The 18,657-nt window shown below is 60.8% G+C and carries 24 protein-coding genes, 1 tRNA gene and 1 riboswitch; of the genes, 11 read left to right on the top strand and 14 right to left on the bottom strand.

Going from position 1 to position 18,657, the window contains the following annotated elements; all coding sequences use genetic code 11:
• Positions 1–48: 48 nt before the first annotated feature.
• From FA94_RS16110 to FA94_RS16100, 3 genes are all read left to right on the top strand, one after another.
• Positions 49–642: a hypothetical protein gene (locus FA94_RS16110; RefSeq protein WP_035552931.1), complete on the top strand. Its 594-nt coding sequence runs from the start codon at positions 49–51 to the stop codon at positions 640–642.
• Positions 643–693: 51 nt separating this feature from the next.
• On the top strand, positions 694–1,050 hold the full coding sequence (locus FA94_RS16105; RefSeq protein WP_231584967.1) for a DUF2513 domain-containing protein: 357 nt from the start codon (positions 694–696) through the stop codon (positions 1,048–1,050).
• Positions 1,051–1,413: 363 nt separating this feature from the next.
• Positions 1,414–2,244 (top strand): DUF8758 domain-containing protein, encoded by an 831-nt coding sequence (locus FA94_RS16100; protein ID WP_035552929.1) that lies wholly within the window; start codon positions 1,414–1,416, stop codon positions 2,242–2,244.
• Here the strand turns inward: FA94_RS16100 and FA94_RS16095 are convergent.
• The 10 genes from FA94_RS16095 to ydfG form a co-directional block, all read right to left on the bottom strand.
• Positions 2,201–2,683, bottom strand: a complete 483-nt coding sequence (locus FA94_RS16095; protein WP_035552926.1) for a DUF488 domain-containing protein — start codon at positions 2,681–2,683, stop codon at positions 2,201–2,203. The two genes, FA94_RS16100 and FA94_RS16095, sit on opposite strands and share 44 nt — an antisense overlap.
• A gap of 231 nt (positions 2,684–2,914) precedes the next feature.
• Positions 2,915–2,990 (bottom strand) — tRNA-Lys (locus tag FA94_RS16090).
• A gap of 199 nt (positions 2,991–3,189) precedes the next feature.
• Positions 3,190–3,939 carry a tol-pal system protein YbgF gene (gene ybgF, locus FA94_RS16085; protein ID WP_035552923.1) on the bottom strand — a complete coding sequence of 250 codons (750 nt, stop codon included), beginning with the start codon at positions 3,937–3,939 and terminating at the stop codon, positions 3,190–3,192.
• 19 nt (positions 3,940–3,958) lie between these two features.
• On the bottom strand, positions 3,959–4,468 hold the full coding sequence (gene pal, locus FA94_RS16080) for a peptidoglycan-associated lipoprotein Pal (protein ID WP_035552920.1): 510 nt from the start codon (positions 4,466–4,468) through the stop codon (positions 3,959–3,961).
• A 32-nt stretch (positions 4,469–4,500) separates the two neighbouring features.
• Positions 4,501–5,793, bottom strand: a complete 1,293-nt coding sequence (gene tolB, locus FA94_RS16075; RefSeq protein WP_035552918.1) for a Tol-Pal system beta propeller repeat protein TolB — start codon at positions 5,791–5,793, stop codon at positions 4,501–4,503.
• A gap of 140 nt (positions 5,794–5,933) precedes the next feature.
• On the bottom strand, positions 5,934–6,959 hold the full coding sequence (gene tolA, locus FA94_RS16070) for a cell envelope integrity protein TolA (RefSeq protein ID WP_035552916.1): 1,026 nt from the start codon (positions 6,957–6,959) through the stop codon (positions 5,934–5,936).
• The gene (tolR, locus tag FA94_RS16065; RefSeq protein WP_035552913.1) at positions 6,956–7,402 is read right to left on the bottom strand and encodes a protein TolR; all 447 of its coding nucleotides are present in this window, start codon (positions 7,400–7,402) and stop codon (positions 6,956–6,958) included. Before tolR ends, tolA begins: the two co-directional genes overlap by 4 nt.
• Before the next feature lie 10 nt (positions 7,403–7,412).
• Positions 7,413–8,090 carry a protein TolQ gene (gene tolQ / locus FA94_RS16060; protein WP_012431821.1) on the bottom strand — a complete coding sequence of 226 codons (678 nt, stop codon included), beginning with the start codon at positions 8,088–8,090 and terminating at the stop codon, positions 7,413–7,415.
• 155 nt (positions 8,091–8,245) lie between these two features.
• The gene (gene ybgC / locus FA94_RS16055) at positions 8,246–8,725 is read right to left on the bottom strand and encodes a tol-pal system-associated acyl-CoA thioesterase (protein WP_035562250.1); all 480 of its coding nucleotides are present in this window, start codon (positions 8,723–8,725) and stop codon (positions 8,246–8,248) included.
• A 58-nt stretch (positions 8,726–8,783) separates the two neighbouring features.
• On the bottom strand, positions 8,784–9,530 hold the full coding sequence (gene ydfG, locus FA94_RS16050; RefSeq protein ID WP_035552911.1) for a bifunctional NADP-dependent 3-hydroxy acid dehydrogenase/3-hydroxypropionate dehydrogenase YdfG: 747 nt from the start codon (positions 9,528–9,530) through the stop codon (positions 8,784–8,786).
• Positions 9,531–9,768: 238 nt separating this feature from the next.
• A riboswitch (ZMP/ZTP riboswitch) is annotated at positions 9,769–9,877 on the top strand.
• 166 nt (positions 9,878–10,043) lie between these two features.
• Between ydfG and glyA the strand changes: the two genes are divergently transcribed.
• The 7 genes from glyA to FA94_RS16015 all read left to right on the top strand — a co-directional run bounded on the left by glyA (position 10,044) and on the right by FA94_RS16015 (position 14,783).
• On the top strand, positions 10,044–11,291 hold the full coding sequence (gene glyA, locus FA94_RS16045; protein WP_035552909.1) for a serine hydroxymethyltransferase: 1,248 nt from the start codon (positions 10,044–10,046) through the stop codon (positions 11,289–11,291).
• 6 nt (positions 11,292–11,297) lie between these two features.
• Complete coding sequence (nrdR, locus tag FA94_RS16040) at positions 11,298–11,780, top strand: transcriptional regulator NrdR (protein WP_035552907.1); 483 nt, start codon at positions 11,298–11,300, stop codon at positions 11,778–11,780.
• 203 nt (positions 11,781–11,983) lie between these two features.
• A complete protein-coding gene (locus FA94_RS16035) occupies positions 11,984–12,544 on the top strand; it encodes a GspH/FimT family pseudopilin (RefSeq protein WP_197070212.1) in 561 nt (186 codons plus the stop codon).
• Between the two features lie 71 nt (positions 12,545–12,615).
• A complete protein-coding gene (locus FA94_RS16030) occupies positions 12,616–12,987 on the top strand; it encodes a hypothetical protein (RefSeq protein ID WP_231584965.1) in 372 nt (123 codons plus the stop codon).
• The gene (locus FA94_RS16025) at positions 12,984–13,796 is read left to right on the top strand and encodes a PilW family protein (RefSeq protein ID WP_156126643.1); all 813 of its coding nucleotides are present in this window, start codon (positions 12,984–12,986) and stop codon (positions 13,794–13,796) included. The genes FA94_RS16030 and FA94_RS16025 overlap by 4 nt, the downstream gene beginning before the upstream one ends.
• A gap of 32 nt (positions 13,797–13,828) precedes the next feature.
• Positions 13,829–14,332 carry a pilus assembly PilX family protein gene (locus FA94_RS16020; protein ID WP_231584964.1) on the top strand — a complete coding sequence of 168 codons (504 nt, stop codon included), beginning with the start codon at positions 13,829–13,831 and terminating at the stop codon, positions 14,330–14,332.
• A gap of 10 nt (positions 14,333–14,342) precedes the next feature.
• Complete coding sequence (locus FA94_RS16015) at positions 14,343–14,783, top strand: type IV pilin protein (protein WP_035552899.1); 441 nt, start codon at positions 14,343–14,345, stop codon at positions 14,781–14,783.
• Positions 14,784–14,811: 28 nt separating this feature from the next.
• On the opposite strand, the gene FA94_RS16010 is transcribed toward FA94_RS16015, so the two are convergent.
• The 3 genes from FA94_RS16010 to FA94_RS16000 form a co-directional block, all read right to left on the bottom strand.
• Entirely contained in the window at positions 14,812–15,291 is a 480-nt protein-coding gene (locus FA94_RS16010; protein ID WP_035552896.1) for a DUF3318 domain-containing protein, read from the bottom strand.
• A 253-nt stretch (positions 15,292–15,544) separates the two neighbouring features.
• Entirely contained in the window at positions 15,545–15,931 is a 387-nt protein-coding gene (locus FA94_RS16005) for a phage holin family protein (protein ID WP_035552894.1), read from the bottom strand.
• A gap of 150 nt (positions 15,932–16,081) precedes the next feature.
• A complete protein-coding gene (locus tag FA94_RS16000) occupies positions 16,082–16,384 on the bottom strand; it encodes an ElaB/YgaM/YqjD family protein (RefSeq protein WP_028198798.1) in 303 nt (100 codons plus the stop codon).
• 339 nt (positions 16,385–16,723) lie between these two features.
• On the opposite strand from FA94_RS16000, the gene FA94_RS15995 reads away from it, so the two are divergent.
• Entirely contained in the window at positions 16,724–17,362 is a 639-nt protein-coding gene (locus FA94_RS15995; protein WP_035552890.1) for a peroxiredoxin, read from the top strand.
• Positions 17,363–17,448: 86 nt separating this feature from the next.
• Here FA94_RS15995 and FA94_RS15990 read toward each other — a convergent pair whose 3' ends face one another.
• A complete protein-coding gene (locus FA94_RS15990; RefSeq protein WP_035552889.1) occupies positions 17,449–18,639 on the bottom strand; it encodes an acyl-CoA dehydrogenase in 1,191 nt (396 codons plus the stop codon).
• Between the last annotated feature and the right edge of the window lie 18 nt (positions 18,640–18,657).

The raw sequence follows: 18,657 nt of genomic DNA, 5'->3' as shown, positions 1-18,657 counted from the left end.
AGCGACTACTCCGACAAGCGCCATTTGGAATTTTAACGGATTACTGCCATGCCAAAGCCCGATACATTCAATCCCAGCCACGTCGCCAGAGTGCTCATGATCGCCGCTGTCGCCTTCATGCTATCGCTCACCGGAGCGCTCCTCGGAGCGGGCAACGGGACCAAAATGGGTTACAAGCCCGAGACCATGGCCTACTGGCTTCAGGCGTTCGGCACAATCGGCGCAATCGTGTGGGCGGCATGGAACACTCAGCTTGGCGCAAAGATCGACAGGCGGCGACGTGAAGAACAAACCCGAACGGAAATAGGGAACCTAGCGTACGACATGCTGCATTTCATCGGCAGGAACGTCGAGACCATGCGACGACGACCATCGGACGCGTATGTATCGATCAACGGTGCTGAGTTTTCCGAACTCTTGCAACGGTTAACAACGGTACGCCAACTGCCGCTTACCGCCCCGGAAATGGACGATGTTATCGCCCTGCGTTCTAACTTGGTCGACTCTATCGCGTTAATCGATCGTTACCGCGAACAGGGAGAACTGAGCGATGGCGACTATAGTCTCCTTGAGGGATACCAGAACGAATTGAGGCAGATGCTTGATCGCCGCAATTCCGACCGTCGCATGCACCGGTCATAACGCGCCGGAGCTCGTCGGCCGCCGGGCTTCGAAATCACACGAGGAAACTCCATGAAACGAGACTGGGATCTGCTGCGCAAGCAGCTCACCAACATTGAAGAAGAGCTCAACGTGCTTGCGGACATTCCCGACGAACCGAAACGGACCGATCAGTCCGAAGCTGAATTTACTCGCCAGCGCGAGGAATACAGCGCTATTGAAGCGAGAATCCTTGGGCATCTCGAACTGCTGATCAAAAATGGTTACGTTGAGGGCATCAAGATAACGCGAGGCCTCAATGGTCATTTCATGATCAGTCGATCCACCCCGCGTCTGACTATGGCGGGACACGACCTTCTCGACACGATGCGCTCCAAGCCCGTTTGGGAAACATCAAGGCAGCAGCGCGATCAAAGGGCATTGAGCTGACGTTCGACGCGATTAAGGCGCTTGGCGGCTGGGCACTCAAGCAGGTAATCGGCGTGTCGTAGACCGGTCGATCAACGAGATGCCGGCTACAGCCCGGCGATGCCGCCTATGTCCGCAAAGGGGCGAGATCTACGAGCATGCCGACGAACGACAACTGGGGCGTTGCGCAGTAACGGATAGGAGTAGCGCGACTTTCGCTATGCTATTTCTATTGGCGTTTCAACGCGAAATGCTTACGCTCTGAAAAAATCGCGAGCGTACTGGGCTGCTGTCCGGCATCGTGTTATCCACGGGCGTCGGCGGCGCGGGTTGTTCCGCGACCGTATAGGGGCTGACCGACCACGAAGCATAAGAGGGCGAGCAATGGCATTGGGGCATATAGAACGCATTCTGATCCTCGCGAAGACCTATCCGTCGCCCAGCGCGCAGTACGTCGAGACGTCCTGCGTTGCCGGGATCAACGAGCAAGGAGTGATTCGGAGGCTGTATCCAGTGCCGTTCCGGATGATCGAAGACGGCCAACAGTTCAAGAAATGGCAGTGGATCGAGGTTCGGGTCGAAAAGGCGAACAAAGATCATCGGTCGGAAAGCCATAAGGTCTACGTCGATACAATCCGATGTGGGGACGTCATCAACACGAAGAGGGGGTGGGCTGCTCGGTCGGAGTGGCTCGACAAGATCCCGTCGTTTCACAGCTTCGAGACTCTTGATGCGGCTCGGTTAAGCGACGGCATGTCAATCGGTCTACTTCGCCCTAAGACGGTGCTCGGCCTCGATGTCGTCAAGGCCCGAAACTTGGTTTGGACGGAGGAGGAGAAGGAGAAACTAGCGCGGGAGCAAATGCAAGGAGATCTCTTCTCAGAGGCTGATGCGAAGCGCCAGGTGAAGGAGTTGCGCAAGGTGCCGTTCGACTTTTACTACCGATATCTTTGCGATACGCCGGAGGGTGAAAAGGAGCATCGTCACAAGATCGTCGATTGGGAGGCGGGCGCACTGTACTGGAACTGCCACCGCAGCCACGGCGACGATTGGGAAACACCGTTCCGGGCTAAGCTGGAAGAGCAGCTCGGCGGTACGGATCTGATGTTCCTGATGGGCAATCAGCACCGGTTCCAAGACCAGTGGCTGATCATCAGCTTGATATACCCGCCTAAACGAAAGCCAGTCGAAGACGGGCAGGGCTGGCTATTCTAGCGTCAGCAGCCGTGATGTGCTGGATGCCGGCGTCGCTGTAGTCGTGCACCGCGTTCGCGACCATTGAGCGGTGGCAGAAATTGTAGTCAGCCTCGTAGCACAGCAACGCGCAGTTCGACGACGCAACCAGATCCGAAAGCTCGACGATGGCGGCCTCCTGACTCTTCAGGTGCTTCAGGAAACCTACCGTGTAGCGTTTCCAGTTGCCGTCCTCACGGTAGCGGTCACGCACGGGTCGAGGGCAGCCCAGACTGGCCATATGAACGTATTCGAGACCAGTTAGGTTCAGCACGCTGGCCAGAGCTTTCTTCGAAAAACCCGGTTTCCGCGACAGGGGCAGTTCGCGGATGTCCACAACCGTTTCGACGTCATTCTCAACGAGCAACGCCATGAACGCGTCGATGCTAAGTCCTTCGTAGCCTATAGTGAAAACAGTCATCGATGAGCCTCTCTAGGCGACTATAAGTGCAGGAAGCGGTCCTTGGTGAGTCCGCGACGCTGACGGCACTTGCGGCCTTGCTGCGATGCCACGTATGTCACAACATTTTGCTGCATGGACACATGGATCGAAATAGATTTTTGCTGCCCCAAAATGCCTACATGGTGCCTACACTGGGCCAGAAATGAGAAAAGGGTTACAGGCCGATGGTCTGTAACCCTTTGATTTCTTTGGTAGGCCGTACGGGATTCGAACCTGTGACCAACGGATTAAAAGTCCGCTGCTCTACCAGCTGAGCTAACGACCCAAAAGAGAAGCGAGATTATAGCGATAGCCTTGGCGGGCTGTCAACCCGTAGTGACCCATTCGGCTACCGCTACTTCACTCAGATAGTGAAAAGCCCGGGTATCGCTACCCGGGCTTTCCAGCGAGAGGCGCGCGTGACTATGACGTCGGACACTGCGCGTTACTGCCTGCGATTACTACCTGCAACACAACCATCAGAACTACTTGATCTGCGACAGCTTGCTCTGAGCCGACTGAGCGACGTCCGAGCCGCTGTATTGCGCCACGATCTGCTCCAGCGTCTTCTTGGCCGCAGCCTTCTGACCTTGCTCGAGCTGATTGTTCGCAATCGCCATCAGTGAATCCGGCGCACGCGGATGCTGCGGGTAGTTCTTCACCACACCCTGCCAGGTCGCCGTCGAACCCTTGTAGTCGCGCAATGCATACAGCGCGTTGCCGAGCCAGTACTGCGCGGTCGGCTGGTAAGGACTGTTCGGATACTTGGAGATGAAAGTGCGGAACGACGCCGCCGCATTCTTGAAATCGCCACCACGGAACTGCTGCGAAGCCGCGTTGAACGAATCGGTTTCACCCGGCTGAACCTCACCCTGGACGCCGTCCACCGTCTGTTGCTGCGGCTCGAATTTCTTCAGCCGCGTGTCCAGATCGGTGTAGTAGTCCTTCTGCTGTTTTTGCAGCGTGGTGAGCTGGTTGCCCATGTCCTCGTTCTGTCCACGCAGCGTAGCGACCTGCTGGTTGAGCTGGTCGAGACGGTTGGACTGATCGAGGATCGTACGCTGTGCGGCCGACAACTGGCTCGACAGGCTATCGGTCTTCGAACGCAGATCGAGAATGGCCTGACGGGCCTGATCGTCGTCGAAGATGCCCGCATGCGCGGGCACCGTCACGAAGGCGGTGCCTGCGACACAGGCCGCTGCGGCAAACCGCAGCCAGGAGAAACGATGCGTCATTCGGCTCATCACCCGTTACTTACTGTTGGTACACGAGGTCGGCGCGGCGGTTTTGTGCCCACGACGATTCGTCATGACCCGTAGCTTGCGGCTTTTCCTTGCCCAGGCTCACGGCTTCCATTTGCGAGTCCGTCACGCCCATCAACGACAGCGAACGGCGCACCGCTTCAGCACGCTTCTGGCCGAGTGCCAGGTTGTACTCGCTCGTGCCGCGTTCGTCGGTGTTGCCCTGGATCAGGACGTGACGTTGCGGATGGCTCTTCAGGTATTGCGCGTGTTGTTGCAGCAGCGATTGGTAGTCGTCTTTGACCGAGTAGCTGTCGAAGTCGAAGTAAATGCTGCGTTTGGCCAGCGGGCTGTTCGGATCGTTCAGCGGATCGACGTTGACCTGTGCGACATCGGTCGGGTTCGGCTGCGTCGAGACTGCACCACCCTTGTTAGCGTTTTCGTCGAGCTTGACGCCCGAGTGACACGCGGCCAGTGCACCGACCATCAATACGGCAAAGGCGAAACGAAGTTTGGACATCATTTGGTTACTCTCCTTGTGTTATTGCATCAACGTTATTGCATAAACGGGCCCCAGGATGGCTCGCGTACGCTGCCACCCTGAACGGACAGGACCTGCCGAGTGCGACCGTCGGTCGATACTGCGGCCAACACGCCACGGCCGTTCACCTGTGTGGCGTAAAGAATGTACTGACCGTTCGCCGCGAAGCTCGGCGATTCGTCATGTGTCGTGTCCGTCAGGCCTGTGGCAGTGTTGCCTTGCAGGTCCTGGATATAAAGCTTGAACCCGCCGCCGACGCGCGAGATATAAGCGAGCTGTTTGCCGTCCGGGCTGATGCGCGGGCTGGTGTTATAGCTGCCCGTGAACGTGACGCGTTGCGCGGCGCCGGCGTTTTCGCCCGCTGCCGGCATCTTGTAGATTTGCGGTTGGCCGCCACGGTCGCTCGTGAAATAGATCGACTGGCCGTCAGGAGAGAAGCACGGTTCGGTGTCGATCGAGCTGCCTTGCGTGAGGCGGCGCAGGCCGCTGCCGTCTGCATTGACGGCGAAAATCTGCGTATTGCCGGTGCGCGAGAGCGCGACGGCCAGCGTGCGGCCGTCCGGCGACCAGGCCGGCGCACTGTTGTTGCCCTTCTGATCCGAGACGACCACACGGCGGCCCGTAGGCAGATCGTGAATGTAGACGATCGGCTTCTTCTTTTCGAACGATACGTAAGCAACCTTGGTGCCGTCAGGCGACCAGGCCGGCGAGATGATCGGCTCGGGGCTCGACAGCGCGATGTGCGCGTCCTGGCCATCCGAATCGGAAATCTGCAACTGGTAACGGCCGCCGGTCTTGATCACGTACGACAGACGCGTAGCGAACACACCGCGGCCGCCCATCAGTTTGGCGTAAATGTAGTCGGCAACTTTATGCGCGCTCATGCGCAAGCCGCTTTCCGGGCTCACGAGCACGAGGCCGCCGAGGCTTTCGCCCTTGACCGTGTCGTACAGTTTGAAACGCACTTCGTACTGGCCGTTCGGCAGGCGGTTCACGCTGCCCGACACGAATGCGTTGGCGCCCTTGGCCTTCCAGCTGCCGAGGTCGACGGAATCGGTTTCGGCGACGGGCGTGGCGCCCGCGTCGATGTTCGTGAACTTGCCGCTGCGTTGCAGATCCTGGCGCACGATCGTGCTGACCTGTTGCGGCGAGTTCGCTTCATTGGCGAAATTCGCCGTTGCGATCGGAAACTGGGTTGACCCGACGCCTGTCACGAGGACGTTGAGTTGTGCGTTGGCGGCACCGCCGACGGCGATCAGGCACGACGCTACAAGTGTCCGCAGGCCTAGCTTGGTCATCAAACTCATGCTGTATGGTTTCCCCAAAAACGGTTTTACTAAGACTTCACGACAGCAGACAGACCCGGAAAGCACTAATTCGTTCCCGAATGGCGCCACGCTGGGCGGGGCGCCAGGTCTGCTGTCAACTGACTGTCATGCTGCTGAAATCAACCTGCCGGCCGCAACGTAATTTTGAAACTGGTTGGCGTCTTGCCGTCGATGTCCTGAGGCATCGGGTTCGAACGCTGAACCGCTCGCAATGCCGCGTCGTCCCACGCCGAGTTGCCGCTGCTGTGCAACACGCTGGCATCAAGCAATGTGCCCGTCGGCGAACAGCGCACGGTGATCACGGTTTCCAGACCTTCCGTTTCGCCGGACCATGAGATATTCCGGAGAACCAGACGACGGACCTTGTCCGCGTAACCCGGCGATGTTGCCGTGCCGCCCGAACCCGTACCCGTGCCGCTCTTTCCGAGCCCATCGGTCGAGCCCGTTCCGCCGGCCGAACCTTGCATCATCTGTGCGAGACGCGCGCGACGTTCCGAGTCCACCTTCTTCGCTTGCGCCGCAGCGTCGGCCTGAGCCTTGGCCTTGGCCGCTTTCTGCGCATCGGCCTTCTTCTGCGCCGCGTCAGCGTCGGCCTGCTTCTGCTGTTCCTGTTGCTGTTGTTCTTTCTGCTGCTGCTTTTGCTGATCGGCCAGTTGCTGTTGCTTGAGCTTGTCGGCCTGCTGCTGTTGCTGTTGCTGCTGCTTCTGTTTCGCTGCCGCAGCCTTTTGCGCGGCAAGCTGCGCAGCCTGGTCGGCGGCCAGTTGCTGCTGCCGTTTCGCCTCGGCTTCCTGCTGGGCCTGCAACTTTTGCTGGCGCAACTGCTCAGCCAGTTGCGCCTGACGAGCAGCTTCCTGCTGCTGGCGTTTCTTTTCCTGCAGCGCGATGTCGGCCTGTTCGTCCGGCAACGGCGGGGCAGGGGCGACCGGCACGGGCGGCGGGGGCGGAACGGGACGCGGAAGGGTCGTATCCGGCACTTCGGTCCACAACTCGGCTTCCGCACCTTCCGGCGTACTGTTTTGCCACTGAATGCCGTGATACAGGAAGAACCCGAGCAACGCGTGCATCACCAGCGCGAACACAAAGGCTCGCCAGGTGCCGCGTTCACGCGGTGGCTGGAGCGGGTAGTCGGGATTCTTGCGGATCATTGCGATTTGACGAGCAATCCAACACGTTTGACGCCTTCGCCTTTCAGTTCGGACATCACGTTCATGACGACTTCGTACTTCACGGTCTTGTCGGCGGCGATCACGACGGGCTGATCGGGATGCGCTTGCGCACGATCGGCGATGAAGCCTTTCAGATCAGCCTTCGACATGTCTTCCTGCTGCTGCGCGCCGGAATCGTCCTTGTATTTGACGCTCATGTTGCCGTCCGCACGGATGTTCACGATCACGGGAGGCGTTTGCTGTTGCGGCGCGGCGCCGCCTACGGTGGGCAGATTGACGATCGACGGGGCGACCAGCGGCGCAGTCACCATGAAGATCACGAGCAGCACGAGCATCACGTCGATATACGGCACGACGTTGATGTCGGCCATGGCGCGGCGCTGACGGCTGCCGCGCATGCTGGAGGAACGAGAGCCTGCCATCATGGACTCCTTACTGTGCCTGGCGCTGCAGAATGTTCGAGAACTCTTCGATGAAGGTCTCGAAGCGGATCGCCAAACGATCGATGTCGTGCGCGTAGCGGTTATAGGCCACCACGGCCGGAATCGCGGCGAACAGGCCGATCGCGGTGGCGGTCAGCGCTTCGGCGATACCCGGCGCGACGTTCGCCAGCGTGGCCTGCTGCACATTGGCGAGGCCGCGGAACGCGTTCATGATCCCCCACACCGTGCCGAACAGACCGATATACGGGCTGACCGAACCGACCGACGCGAGAAATGCGAGGTTGGCTTCGAGCACGTCCATTTCACGCTGGAACGCAGCGCGCATGGCGCGCCGTGCGCCGTCGAGAATCGCGCCCGAGTCATTCAGGCGTTTTTCCTTGCCCTTCAGGAATTCGCGCATGCCGGACTCGAAAATGCGTTCCAGCGCGCCGATCGTATGGCGGTTGTTGGCCGCGCTTTGATACAGCGCCTGCAGGTCGCCGCCCGACCAGAAATCGCGTTCGAAGCGTTCAGTTTGCGCGCGCGCCCGGCGGATCGCAAACCACTTGCGGAAAATGAAAGTCCACGACAACAGCGACAGCAACAGCAGCAGCGCCATCACGGCCTGCGCTAGCAGGCTCGCATTGAGTACGAGTGAAACGATCGACAGATCTTGTGTAGTGTTCATAAAGGTTCGTTTTAACGTCCCGGAAGGGGGCGTCCGGCTGCAAGGTCAGTCGAAGCTTGCCGTGAGCAAAACGGAAGCATCGGCGAGATTGCAAGCCGAACCATGCTTTGTGTTGCTAGATCGATATGAGTTCACTGGCCCCGTAACAACGGGATTCAGTCGTTGTCCGTTGACACGCCGCCGCTGCTCGCGGCCGGCCCGCGCCGCAAAGCGGCCAGAACCGGTGAAGGAATCGCGGCCGGCCGCAGCGCAATACGATCGACGCAGCCGACCCGGATGGAACCGGTAGCAAGCAGCGTGCCGTCACGCCACGCCTCCTGCACGAAGTCGACCGAAGCCCTGCCTAGCCGTTCGATCCGGCTTACGACGTTGACGATATCGTCGAGCCGTGCCGGCGCCCGATAGTCGACCGCAGTGCTGCTTACGATAAACATCGCGCCTGTTTCATCCGCGAGCCGGCGCTGGTCGACGCCGCACGCGCGCAGCCATTCGGTGCGCGCCCGCTCAAAAAACTTCAGGTAGTTCGCGTAAAACACGATGCCGCCGGCGTCGGTATCTTCGTAGTACACGCGGATGGACCACGTGCAGCCAATTTCGGTGCCGGACTGGCTGGTCGACTCATTCATGCGGCGCATTTTACCGGAACGCATACCTTGAGGTCTGTTTCAAAGTGTGCGCCTTGCCCGGCGGGGCTCAGCCGCGATAAACGCTCAAAGCGGAGAACGATTGGGCCACCGGCATGAGTTCGATCGTGTTGATGTTGACGTGGGCCGGTCGGGTGGCGATCCAGTAGATCGAGTCGGCGATATCTTCGGGCGTCAGCGGTTGCACGTTTTCGTACATTTTCGCGGCTTTGTCGTCGTCGCCGCGAAAACGCACGTTCGAGAATTCGGTGCCGCCGCACAGGCCCGGCTCGATGTCGGTGACGCGCAGCGCGGTGCCGGCCAGATCGGCGCGCAGGTTCAGGCTGAACTGGCGCACAAAGGCCTTGGTGGCGCCGTAAACGTTGCCGCCTGCGTACGGCCAGCTACCGGCCGCCGAGCCCAGGTTAAATACGTGACCGCGATTGCGCTCCACCATGCCGGGCAGCAAGGCGTGCGTAACCTGTACGAGGCCCGTGCAGTTGGTTTCGATCATGGTGTTCCACGCGTCCAGACTCGCTTTTTGCGCCGGCTCGGTGCCGAGCGCGAGGCCGGCGTTATTGACGAGCACGTCGATTTCGGCGAAATCCGCCGGCAGTCCGGCGGGCACCGCCTCGACGGCCGCGCGGTCGCGTACGTCGAGTTCGTAGGGCAGAAGCGCGTCGCCGAGTTCGTCGGCGAGCGCCTGAAGGCGGTCCTTCCGGCGCGCGGTGGCGACGACACGATGGCCGCCCTTGACGAAGGCGCGAGCGATAGCGGCGCCGAATCCCGCGGACGCTCCGGTGACGAACACGATCATTGCAGTTTCCTGGTCGGTAAAGGAGAAAGGTCCCAAGCCTACTTCCAATGCGGCGCTGCGGCAAGGCTGAACCAGCCGCATGAGCGGCTGTGGCAGGGACGCGCAGCGGGCTTGCAGCGCGTTTTCTTCAGACCTTTGCACACCGCACCCGGAGGCCCTTGGGCTGGCCTCTCGAGCACGCCCGGCGTCGACCGGTAGCCGGTTGCCTATTCGATCCTCTTCCAATAAACTAACGCGCTCATCCCTGCGTGACTGGCGATAGAACCGATTCAAGCAATCGGGTTCAAGGTGGAACAACCCACCGTGAAGCGCAGGGTGCCGTTTTGCCGTTCGCCTGGGCAGCCGTGATCCGCGCGCATTGATCTGCGCTGACGGTGGCTGTCCTGCCTCGCGTGTGCGGCGTCTCTCTATCCGCCACGTCAGGGCTGGCCCAGCCGCCAGCAGCGCTGCGTACCCTCTACGCAAGATTCGGCGCACGATCCGGTCAACCTGAACACACTCAACGGAATCCGTATGTTTGATAGAGCCCAAAGCACCATCGCCAACGTCGATCCTGAACTCTGGAAAGTCATCGAGCAGGAAAACCGCCGTCAGGAAGAGCACATCGAACTGATCGCGTCGGAAAACTATACGAGCCCGGCTGTGATGGCCGCGCAAGGCTCGCAGCTCACCAACAAATACGCCGAAGGGTATCCGGGCAAGCGCTACTACGGCGGCTGCGAATTCGTCGACATCGCCGAGCAACTGGCGATCGACCGTGTCAAGGAACTGTTCGGCGCCGAAGCGGCCAACGTCCAGCCGAACTCGGGCTCGCAGGCCAACCAGGGCGTGTTCTTCGCCATGCTGAAGCCGGGCGACACGATCATGGGCATGAGCCTCGCGCACGGTGGTCACCTGACGCACGGTTCGCCGGTCAACATGTCGGGCAAGTGGTTCAACGTCGTCAGCTATGGCCTGAACGAAGCGGAAGACATCGACTACGAAGCCGCTGAGAAGCTCGCTCAGGAACACAAGCCGAAGCTGATCGTGGCGGGTGCTTCGGCATTCGCGCTGCGTATCGATTTTGAACGTCTGTCGAAGATCGCCAAGTCGGTCGGCGCGTACTTCATGGTCGACATGGCGCACTACGCCGGTCTGGTCGCTGCAGGCGTGTACCCGAACCCGGTGCCGTTCTCCGATTTCGTCACGACCACCACGCACAAAAGCCTGCGCGGCCCGCGTGGTGGTGTGATCCTGATGAAGGCCGAGTTCGAGAAGCAGATCAACTCGGCCATTTTCCCGGGCATTCAGGGTGGTCCGCTGATGCACGTGATCGCCGGTAAGGCTGTTGCGTTCAAGGAAGCGCTGTCGCCGGAATTCAAGGTGTACCAGCAGCAAGTGGTCGAAAACGCGCGCGTGCTGGCTGAAACGCTGGTCAAGCGCGGTCTGCGTATCGTGTCGGGCCGTACCGAAAGCCACGTCATGCTGGTCGATCTGCGCGCCAAGAAGATCACGGGCAAGGCTGCGGAAGCCGCGCTGGGCGCCGCTCACATCACCGTCAACAAGAACGCGATCCCGAACGACCCGGAAAAGCCGTTCGTGACGAGCGGTGTGCGTCTCGGCTCGCCGGCCATGACCACGCGCGGCTTCGGTGTCAAGGAAGCGGAGCAGGTGGGTAACCTGATCGCCGACGTGCTGGACAACCCGGAAGACACCGCCACGATCGAACGTGTGCGCGGCCAGGTTGCCGAGCTGACCCAGCGTTTCCCGGTCTACCGTTAAGCCGTTATGCACTGCCCCTTCTGCCGTCACGCCGATACGCAGGTTGTCGACTCGCGCGTATCCGAAGACGGCGCAACGATTCGCCGGCGCCGCCGCTGCCCGGCCTGCGACAAACGTTTCACGACGTATGAGCGGGTCGAGCTGGCGTTGCCGTCGGTCGTCAAGAAGGACGGTAGCCGCACGGAATTCGATCGCCGCAAGATCGTCGCGAGCATGCAACTGGCGCTGCGCAAGCGCCCGGTCGCAGCGGACGCGATCGACGCGGCCGTCGCCCGCATCGAGTATCAGTTGCTCGGTAGCGGCGAGCGTGAGGTGCGTAGTGAGCGCCTCGGCGAACTCGTCATGAACGAGTTGCGCGAGCTCGATACGATTGCCTACGTTCGTTTTGCCTCCGTTTACCGGCGCTTTGAAGACGTCTCTGAGTTCGAAGACGTAATCGAAGAATTTCGCCGCGCCTCTTCTCCTCCCAAGCCTCCCCGCAAGCGCTGATCGCGGCCGCGCCGCGTGTTGCGTTCGAGTATCCGTTTTTCTCCGCGTTGATTCGCACATTGGTTGCTCCCGCTCCGTTATGGTTCGACGCGTGCATTTTTGCGCGCGATAGCGTCTGAGTGCCACCTGGCCATTCGGCCGATTGTTGAGCCGTTTGCGAACCGCTAGATTGGCTGCATTCTTTGCAACGATCAGGGATGCAGATGAAACAGGACGCCGTCTGTCGACCGCCATCCGGCGGCTTTACGCTCGTCGAAACGCTGGCCGTGGTTGCGCTACTTGCTGTCGTCGCCGTGCTGACGACGCCGTCGTTCGTCGCCTGGCACGTGCGGGATCAGATCGACGCCCGCGCGAAAGCGCTTGCCTCGACCTTTGCCTACGCGCGCAGCGAAGCGCTGCGTCGCGGGACACGTATTACCGTCTGCCGGGTCGACGCCGCACGCCGGTGTCTTGTCGCGGGGCAAGCTTGCGCCAACGGCGTTGCTGACTGGTCCTGTGGCTGGGCCGTCATGGCAGAGCGCGGCGGCACGCTTACGCTTTTGCGCGCGCATCCTTCGTTAAGTGCGGTAAGCATCAGCGGGACGCAGACAAATCTCACGTTCACGCCGCCGGCGGGGCAATTGATCGGCACGTTTCGCAGTTTCGAAATCGCCCCGCGCGTATCTTCAGGAGCAACTCAGGGGAACGCGTGGCGACGCTGTATCCATATCGCCGCCGGGGGACGCGTGCGGATTGTTCAGGGTGCTTGCGGAGCCGTGTCGTGAGGCGGCTTTCACTGAGGCCCTGGCCGCGCCATCGCGCATTGGCATGCGACGGCAGCTCGCTAATCGAAGTCATGCTGGCGATTTCGTTGATGGCGGTGACGGCGCTCGGGTTAATCGCCGGTCAACTGTGGACCGCTCGCGAAGCGCACGCGACGGCACAGCGCGAGCACGCGGCGTGGATTGCCGATTCGGTCGCGGAGGCCATGTACGCACCTACCGCGAGCGATGCCGTGATTAGGCAATGGAACGCGCGAGCGGCGGTGCTGTTGCCGCATGGCCAGGTGTCGGTGGAAGCAAGCGGCGGGCTGTCCGCTGCGCGTGTGACGTGGGTGGCCCCGCTCAACATGCCGCCTGCCGACAATATCATCGACAAACCCGAGTCTTGTGGCGGAGTGGATGTTCCCGCCGGCCTCTCATGCGTCGCATTGGCGTTCGCGGAATGATGGCGCGTTCGGTTTCTGCTCGCGGCCATACGCTGGTGGAATTCGTGATCGCCATCGCATTGGGCTTGCTCGTGACTGCGGGCGCGGTTTCGCTCTATACAGCGCAGAGGGCGGCGTTCGAACAGGCCAGCGACTCGGCGCGGATTCGCGAAGCCGGGTTGACCGCGCTGACCTTGATCGGGCAGCAACTGCAAATGGCCGGCTTCGTGCCCGCGGACGTCGTACGTTACGCCAATCCTCCGCCGATATTCGGATGCTCGGGCGGCCGGCCGACGGCCTCTGACGACAACCCCGTCTGCGAGACGCTGTCCAGCCGCTCGGACGGTGTCGTGGTTCGGTATGTTGGAGACAACATCTCGACGTGGCCATCGGCGGCCGGGCAAACCACCGACTGCCTCGGACAAGCCGTGACCGCCACCAACGCGGCGCTCGGTGACCGCGGTGTCCCGGTCGTGAACCGGTATTTCGCGCGAGTCAGTGGTTCGACCGGGGAGCCGGAGCTCTATTGCGAGGGCAATGGCAAGGCGGGATCCGCGCAACCGTTGGTCGAAGGTGTCGAGCGCTTGCGGATCAAGTACTGGCTAGCTGACCGATTGGACGCGATCGAAGCGTCAGCGGTCACGGTTGATCAATGGGCGAAGATCGTTGCGGTCGACCTCTGCGTGCTCGTTCGAGGCGCTCCGCGAGCGCAGCGCGGGAGTTATGTCGATTGCGACGGCATTAGCGCCATGAGCGCCGACTCGCGCGCGCGGCAGGCGTTCTGGCGGCGGGTGGCGATACGTAACTCAGCGGCGGGGGTTTCTCTGTGACCGCGCATCGAAAGAAGGCGGGCCTGCGTGGCATGTCACGCGTTCATTGCCGCGGCACTGTGCTCCCCATCGTGTTGCTGATTGCCGCAATGATGTTGGCCACGTCCGCAGCGTGGTTCGAAAGCTCGCTTGCGTCGGCGCGCGCCGCTAGCAACGTCCGCGATTATCTGCAGGCGTTCCATGCGGCCGATTCAGTGCTGACGTTGTGCTCCCGCGCTGTCGTCACGGCGGCAGGTGACGGTGCCGCCGCGATGCCACCGGCTGCTTCGGGTGAGCCGGTGCAATGGAAGCTCGAATCCGCATTCGAGGCTGGCGCGGTCGCACCCGTTGCGCAATGGCCCGGATCGCTGCGACCGCCGCAATGTTTGATCGAAGCATGGCGTCTTGCCACGCGCGCCGATGCACGAGCATTCCTGCTGACTTCGCGCGGCTTCGGGCGGACTAAAGAGTCGCAGGTCTGGCTGCAGATGGAACTGGTCGTCGAGGGCGAAAAAGTCGAGCGCCATTGGCGCCGCGTCGCCGCAAAGCCATTTTGACGGGAGGCTCATGACAGGCCGGCATACATCCGCATTTACGTTGCTCGAACTGATGATCACGCTCGCGATAGTTGCCACGCTCGCCGTATTCGCCGTGCCTTCGTATCGGAGTCACGTCGAGCGCGCGCATCGAATCGACGCGGCATCGGCGCTTTATCGGGCGGCGCAATTCGTCGAGCGTGCGGCGAGCGACAACCTGACGGCTTTGCCTCCTGGTCTGGATCAGGCGCCGCAATTCGGTGCGCCGATCTACAGCCTGCGTGTGCTGCCTGCGGACGACACCAATGGCGGCTATTCGATAGAGGCCGCGCCGACCGAGTCCGGACCCATGCGCGACGACGCCTGCGGCATCTTTACGCTGGATGCGACGGGACAGAGAAGTAATAGAAGCGGTAGTAATGGGAGCGGCGTTTTAATGCCGTCAATCGGTGAATGCTGGAAAACCGGTTAGCGGGCTACAACCCACTCCGCCCAACCCTTCAATACCCCCCATCCGTCGAGTCAACCTTTTCCCGCGAAGACCCAGCCGAATCACGCTTCATCTGCTGCCAGATTCGATACGCTTCCCACCCGGCAAGCGCAAGGCCGCCCCACTTGAGCGCCGGTTTGGCGCCAGCGGCAAGCGTCGCGCGCAACGGCTTGGCGAGCACCATCGAAGCGATGGAACTGATCAGCGGATACTCCTTCAGCAATGCGCCGATATTCCCCGCGTTGAGGAAATTCGACTTCGAGCCGCGGCCCGGGCGCATATTGCTAAAGCCCGGCACAAGGAACTTGAGCCAACTGAAATGAGTGACCGCCTGGCGCAGTTCGATGGTTGCCTGAGCGAGCTCCATACGCTCGACATCCGCGCGCACCATCAGCAGTTCCTTGCGCAGTGCTCGCAGGTGCGGCGCGCTCAGATCTTTCGCCTGGTGGCGTTTGTTACGGAAGGCGGTATCGGAATGGATCTGGCTCATGGCGTGTCGGCGGCAGTGGAGGTGGAGCAATCAGACAATCACAGACAATCGCAAATCAGCTACGAATCGACTGCAAAAAAGCGGCGAGCGGTAGTGCAAATAGTGCAGCAAGGGTGCTGCAAAAAACTTGCTGACGGGGCACTAAAACCGGGGCACTAAAACCCTAAAAAACCCCAAAACCGCGCACATTTCTCAACAGCATCTCAACAACGGTGCAACGCTGCCGCAGGCAAAGTGCGCAGCGCACTCCGCTTCACGGTTTGCGAAACACGTCGCGATCCTTTTCGAACTCAGCGATAGTCGCTTCGAATACCATCGGTGCACTGCGCAGACCACTGCGCGCTTTCAGCGCACAGGCCAGTCCCGCAATCGCATAAACCGCGGTGATGCTGGCAAGCGCCTGCCACCGGTAAGTGTCCCAGAAAGCGATTGCGATCAGCGCCGTCAATGCGATCAGCGCCATGGTGGCGAGCATCATCGCGGCAAGGCCGAGAAACAGCACGGCAAGCAGACGGTCTTTTTCTTCGGCGAGTTCAATGCCGACCAGTTCCAGCCGCGTCTGCAAAATGGCAAACACGGATCCGATAATGCGGCGCAACGGGCTGTGTTCTCCGCGCTGCGATTGTGTTTCGATCGTCATAGCTGTGGGCGTTGCGCGTAAAGGCCTAACCGGCGCTTGTGCGCGCCAGGAGAAGCGGACCGGCCAGACGGGCGCCGGTCAACTCGATTCGCTGATGGGCCGAGACGGGAGCCGAGATGCTCGCCGCCCGGCGCATCAGGTGGTGCCTGCTTACTTGCGGTTGATCAGCAAACCCAGCAGCACGCCGGCGCCTGCGGCAATGCCGATGGATGCCCACGGATGCTCATGCACATAGTCGTCGGTGGCGCGGGCAGCCTTCTTGCCTTTTTCGACCACCACGACCTGCACGTCAGCCGCTTTTTCCTTAGCCTGCTTCAGGCGCGTCAGCGCCGTTTCACGCAGTTCCGAAGCGCGCTCGCCCGTGGCGCTCGCGGCCTGTTTCAGCAGATCTTCCGCGTCCGCGAGGACGGTTTTGATATCCGACATCAATCTCTCCTTGTTGACTTCCGACATTGACAGCTCCCCTTCGGCTCACGCCACGCGTGAATCGTAACCAAAGAAACGGCCCCTGGCGAGCGCAGTGCCCGATTGTTCGAAGGAACGCACGAACCGTTCCTGGTTGAGGAAAGCTTTGAGAACGCTACCACCCACAGCATCATGCAGGAAAGTTTGCTTAAGATGGAGTTGATCTGTCCCGCAAAGTTTCCACTAAAACGGCGAAAATTACAAAAACGCATAAAGTAGTGACGCGATGTTCGTTAGCGGTGCACCGCCTGTCCGGTATGCTTTAACTTTGCGGGGTCGCGGGCAGAGGCTCGCGCGGACTGTCCGAACATCTAAAGGAGATGCATCATGAGTCTACGTCTTGGCGATATCGCACCGGATTTCGAGCAGGAATCGAGTGTGGGTCGTATCAAGTTTCATGATTGGCTGGGCGATAGCTGGGGTGTGCTGTTCTCGCATCCGGCGGACTTCACGCCGGTCTGCACGACCGAGCTCGGTCTGACCGCCAAGCTGGCGGGCGAGTTCGAGAAGCGCAACGTGAAGACGATCGCACTGTCGGTCGACACGGCAGAGTCGCACAAGGAATGGATCAAGGACATCAACGAAACGCAGGCGGCCAACGTCGGCTTTCCGATTCTCGCGGACGGCGATCGCAAGGTTGCTGAGCTGTACGACATGATTCACCCGAACGCCAACGAGACCCTGACGGTCCGTTCGCTGTTCGTGATCGATCCGAAGCGGAAGGTGCGCCTCATCATCACCTATCCGGCCAGCACGGGCCGGAACTTCGACGAAGTGCTGCGGGTGATCGACTCGCTGCAGCTCACCGACAACCATTCGGTGGCGACGCCGGGCAACTGGAAGCAGGGCGACGACGTGGTGATCGTCCCGTCGTTGAAGGACGAAGAAATCATCAAACAGAAATTCCCGAAGGGCTACAAGGCGCTGCGCCCGTATCTGCGCATGACGCCGCAGCCGAACAAGTAAGCGGCTGAGGCGCCACAAGGCAAAAGGCCGGTTCTCGCAAGAGAATCGGCCTTTTGCTTTTATCCCGTCAGCGCCTCACCAACCCATCAGAAAAACGCCTGAATTCCCGTCTGCGCACGGCCCAGAATCAGCGCGTGAATATCGTGCGTCCCTTCGTAGGTATTCACGACCTCCAGATTCACCAGATGCCGCGCAATCCCGAACTCGTCCGAAATACCGTTGCCGCCGAGCATGTCACGCGCGAGCCGCGCGATATCCAGCGCCTTGCCGCACGAATTGCGCTTCATGATCGACGTGATCTCGACCGCCGCAGTGCCTTCGTCCTTCATGCGACCGAGGCGTAGCACGCCTTGCAAACCGAGCGTGATTTCGGTCTGCATGTCGGCGAGCTTCTTCTGGATCAGCTGATTCGCGGCGAGCGGCCGGCCGAACTGCTTGCGGTCCAGCACGTACTGACGCGCAGTGTGCCAGCAGGCTTCCGCCGCGCCGAGCGCACCCCACGCAATGCCGTAGCGCGCCGAGTTCAGGCACGTGAACGGACCGCGCAAGCCGCTGACTTCCGGGAAACGGTTCTCTTCCGGCACGAACACTTCGTCCATCACGATTTCGCCGGTGATCGACGCCCGCAAACCGACCTTGCTGTGAATAGTCGGTGTCGACAGCCCCTTCCAGCCCTTCTCGAGAACGAAGCCGCGGATCGAATCCTTGCCGTTCTCCTCCAGCTTCGCCCACACGACGAACACGTCGGCGATCGGCGAATTGGTGATCCACATTTTCGCGCCCGACAGCGAGTAGCCGCCGTCCACCTTCTTCGCGCGCGTGATCATGCTGCCCGGATCGGAGCCGTGATTCGGCTCGGTCAAGCCGAAGCAGCCGATCCATTCGCCGGTAACGAGCTTCGGCAGGTACTTCTGCTTTTGCGCTTCCGAGCCGAATTCATAAATCGGTACGATGACGAGCGACGACTGCACCGACATCATCGACCGATAGCCGGAATCGACGCGCTCCACCTCGCGCGCAATCAAGCCGTACGCCACGTAGTTCAGCCCGGGGCCACCGTATTGCTCAGGAATCGTCGGACCGAGCAGGCCGAGTTCGCCCATTTCGCGAAAAATCTCGATGTCGGTCTTCTCATGACGGAAGGCCTCGAGCACGCGCGGTTGCAGCTTGTCCTGCGCGTAGGCCGCGGCGGCGTCGCGCACCATGCGTTCGTCTTCGGTGAGCTGCTGATCCAGCAGCAACGGGTCTTCCCAGTGAAACTGCGCGGCCTCGGCCATGATTTATCTCCTGATTCC

The organism is Burkholderia sp. 9120, assembly GCF_000745015.1.
Taxonomy (GTDB): Bacteria; Pseudomonadota; Gammaproteobacteria; order Burkholderiales; family Burkholderiaceae; genus Paraburkholderia.
This window is presented reverse-complemented; position numbering and strand designations above follow the sequence as displayed.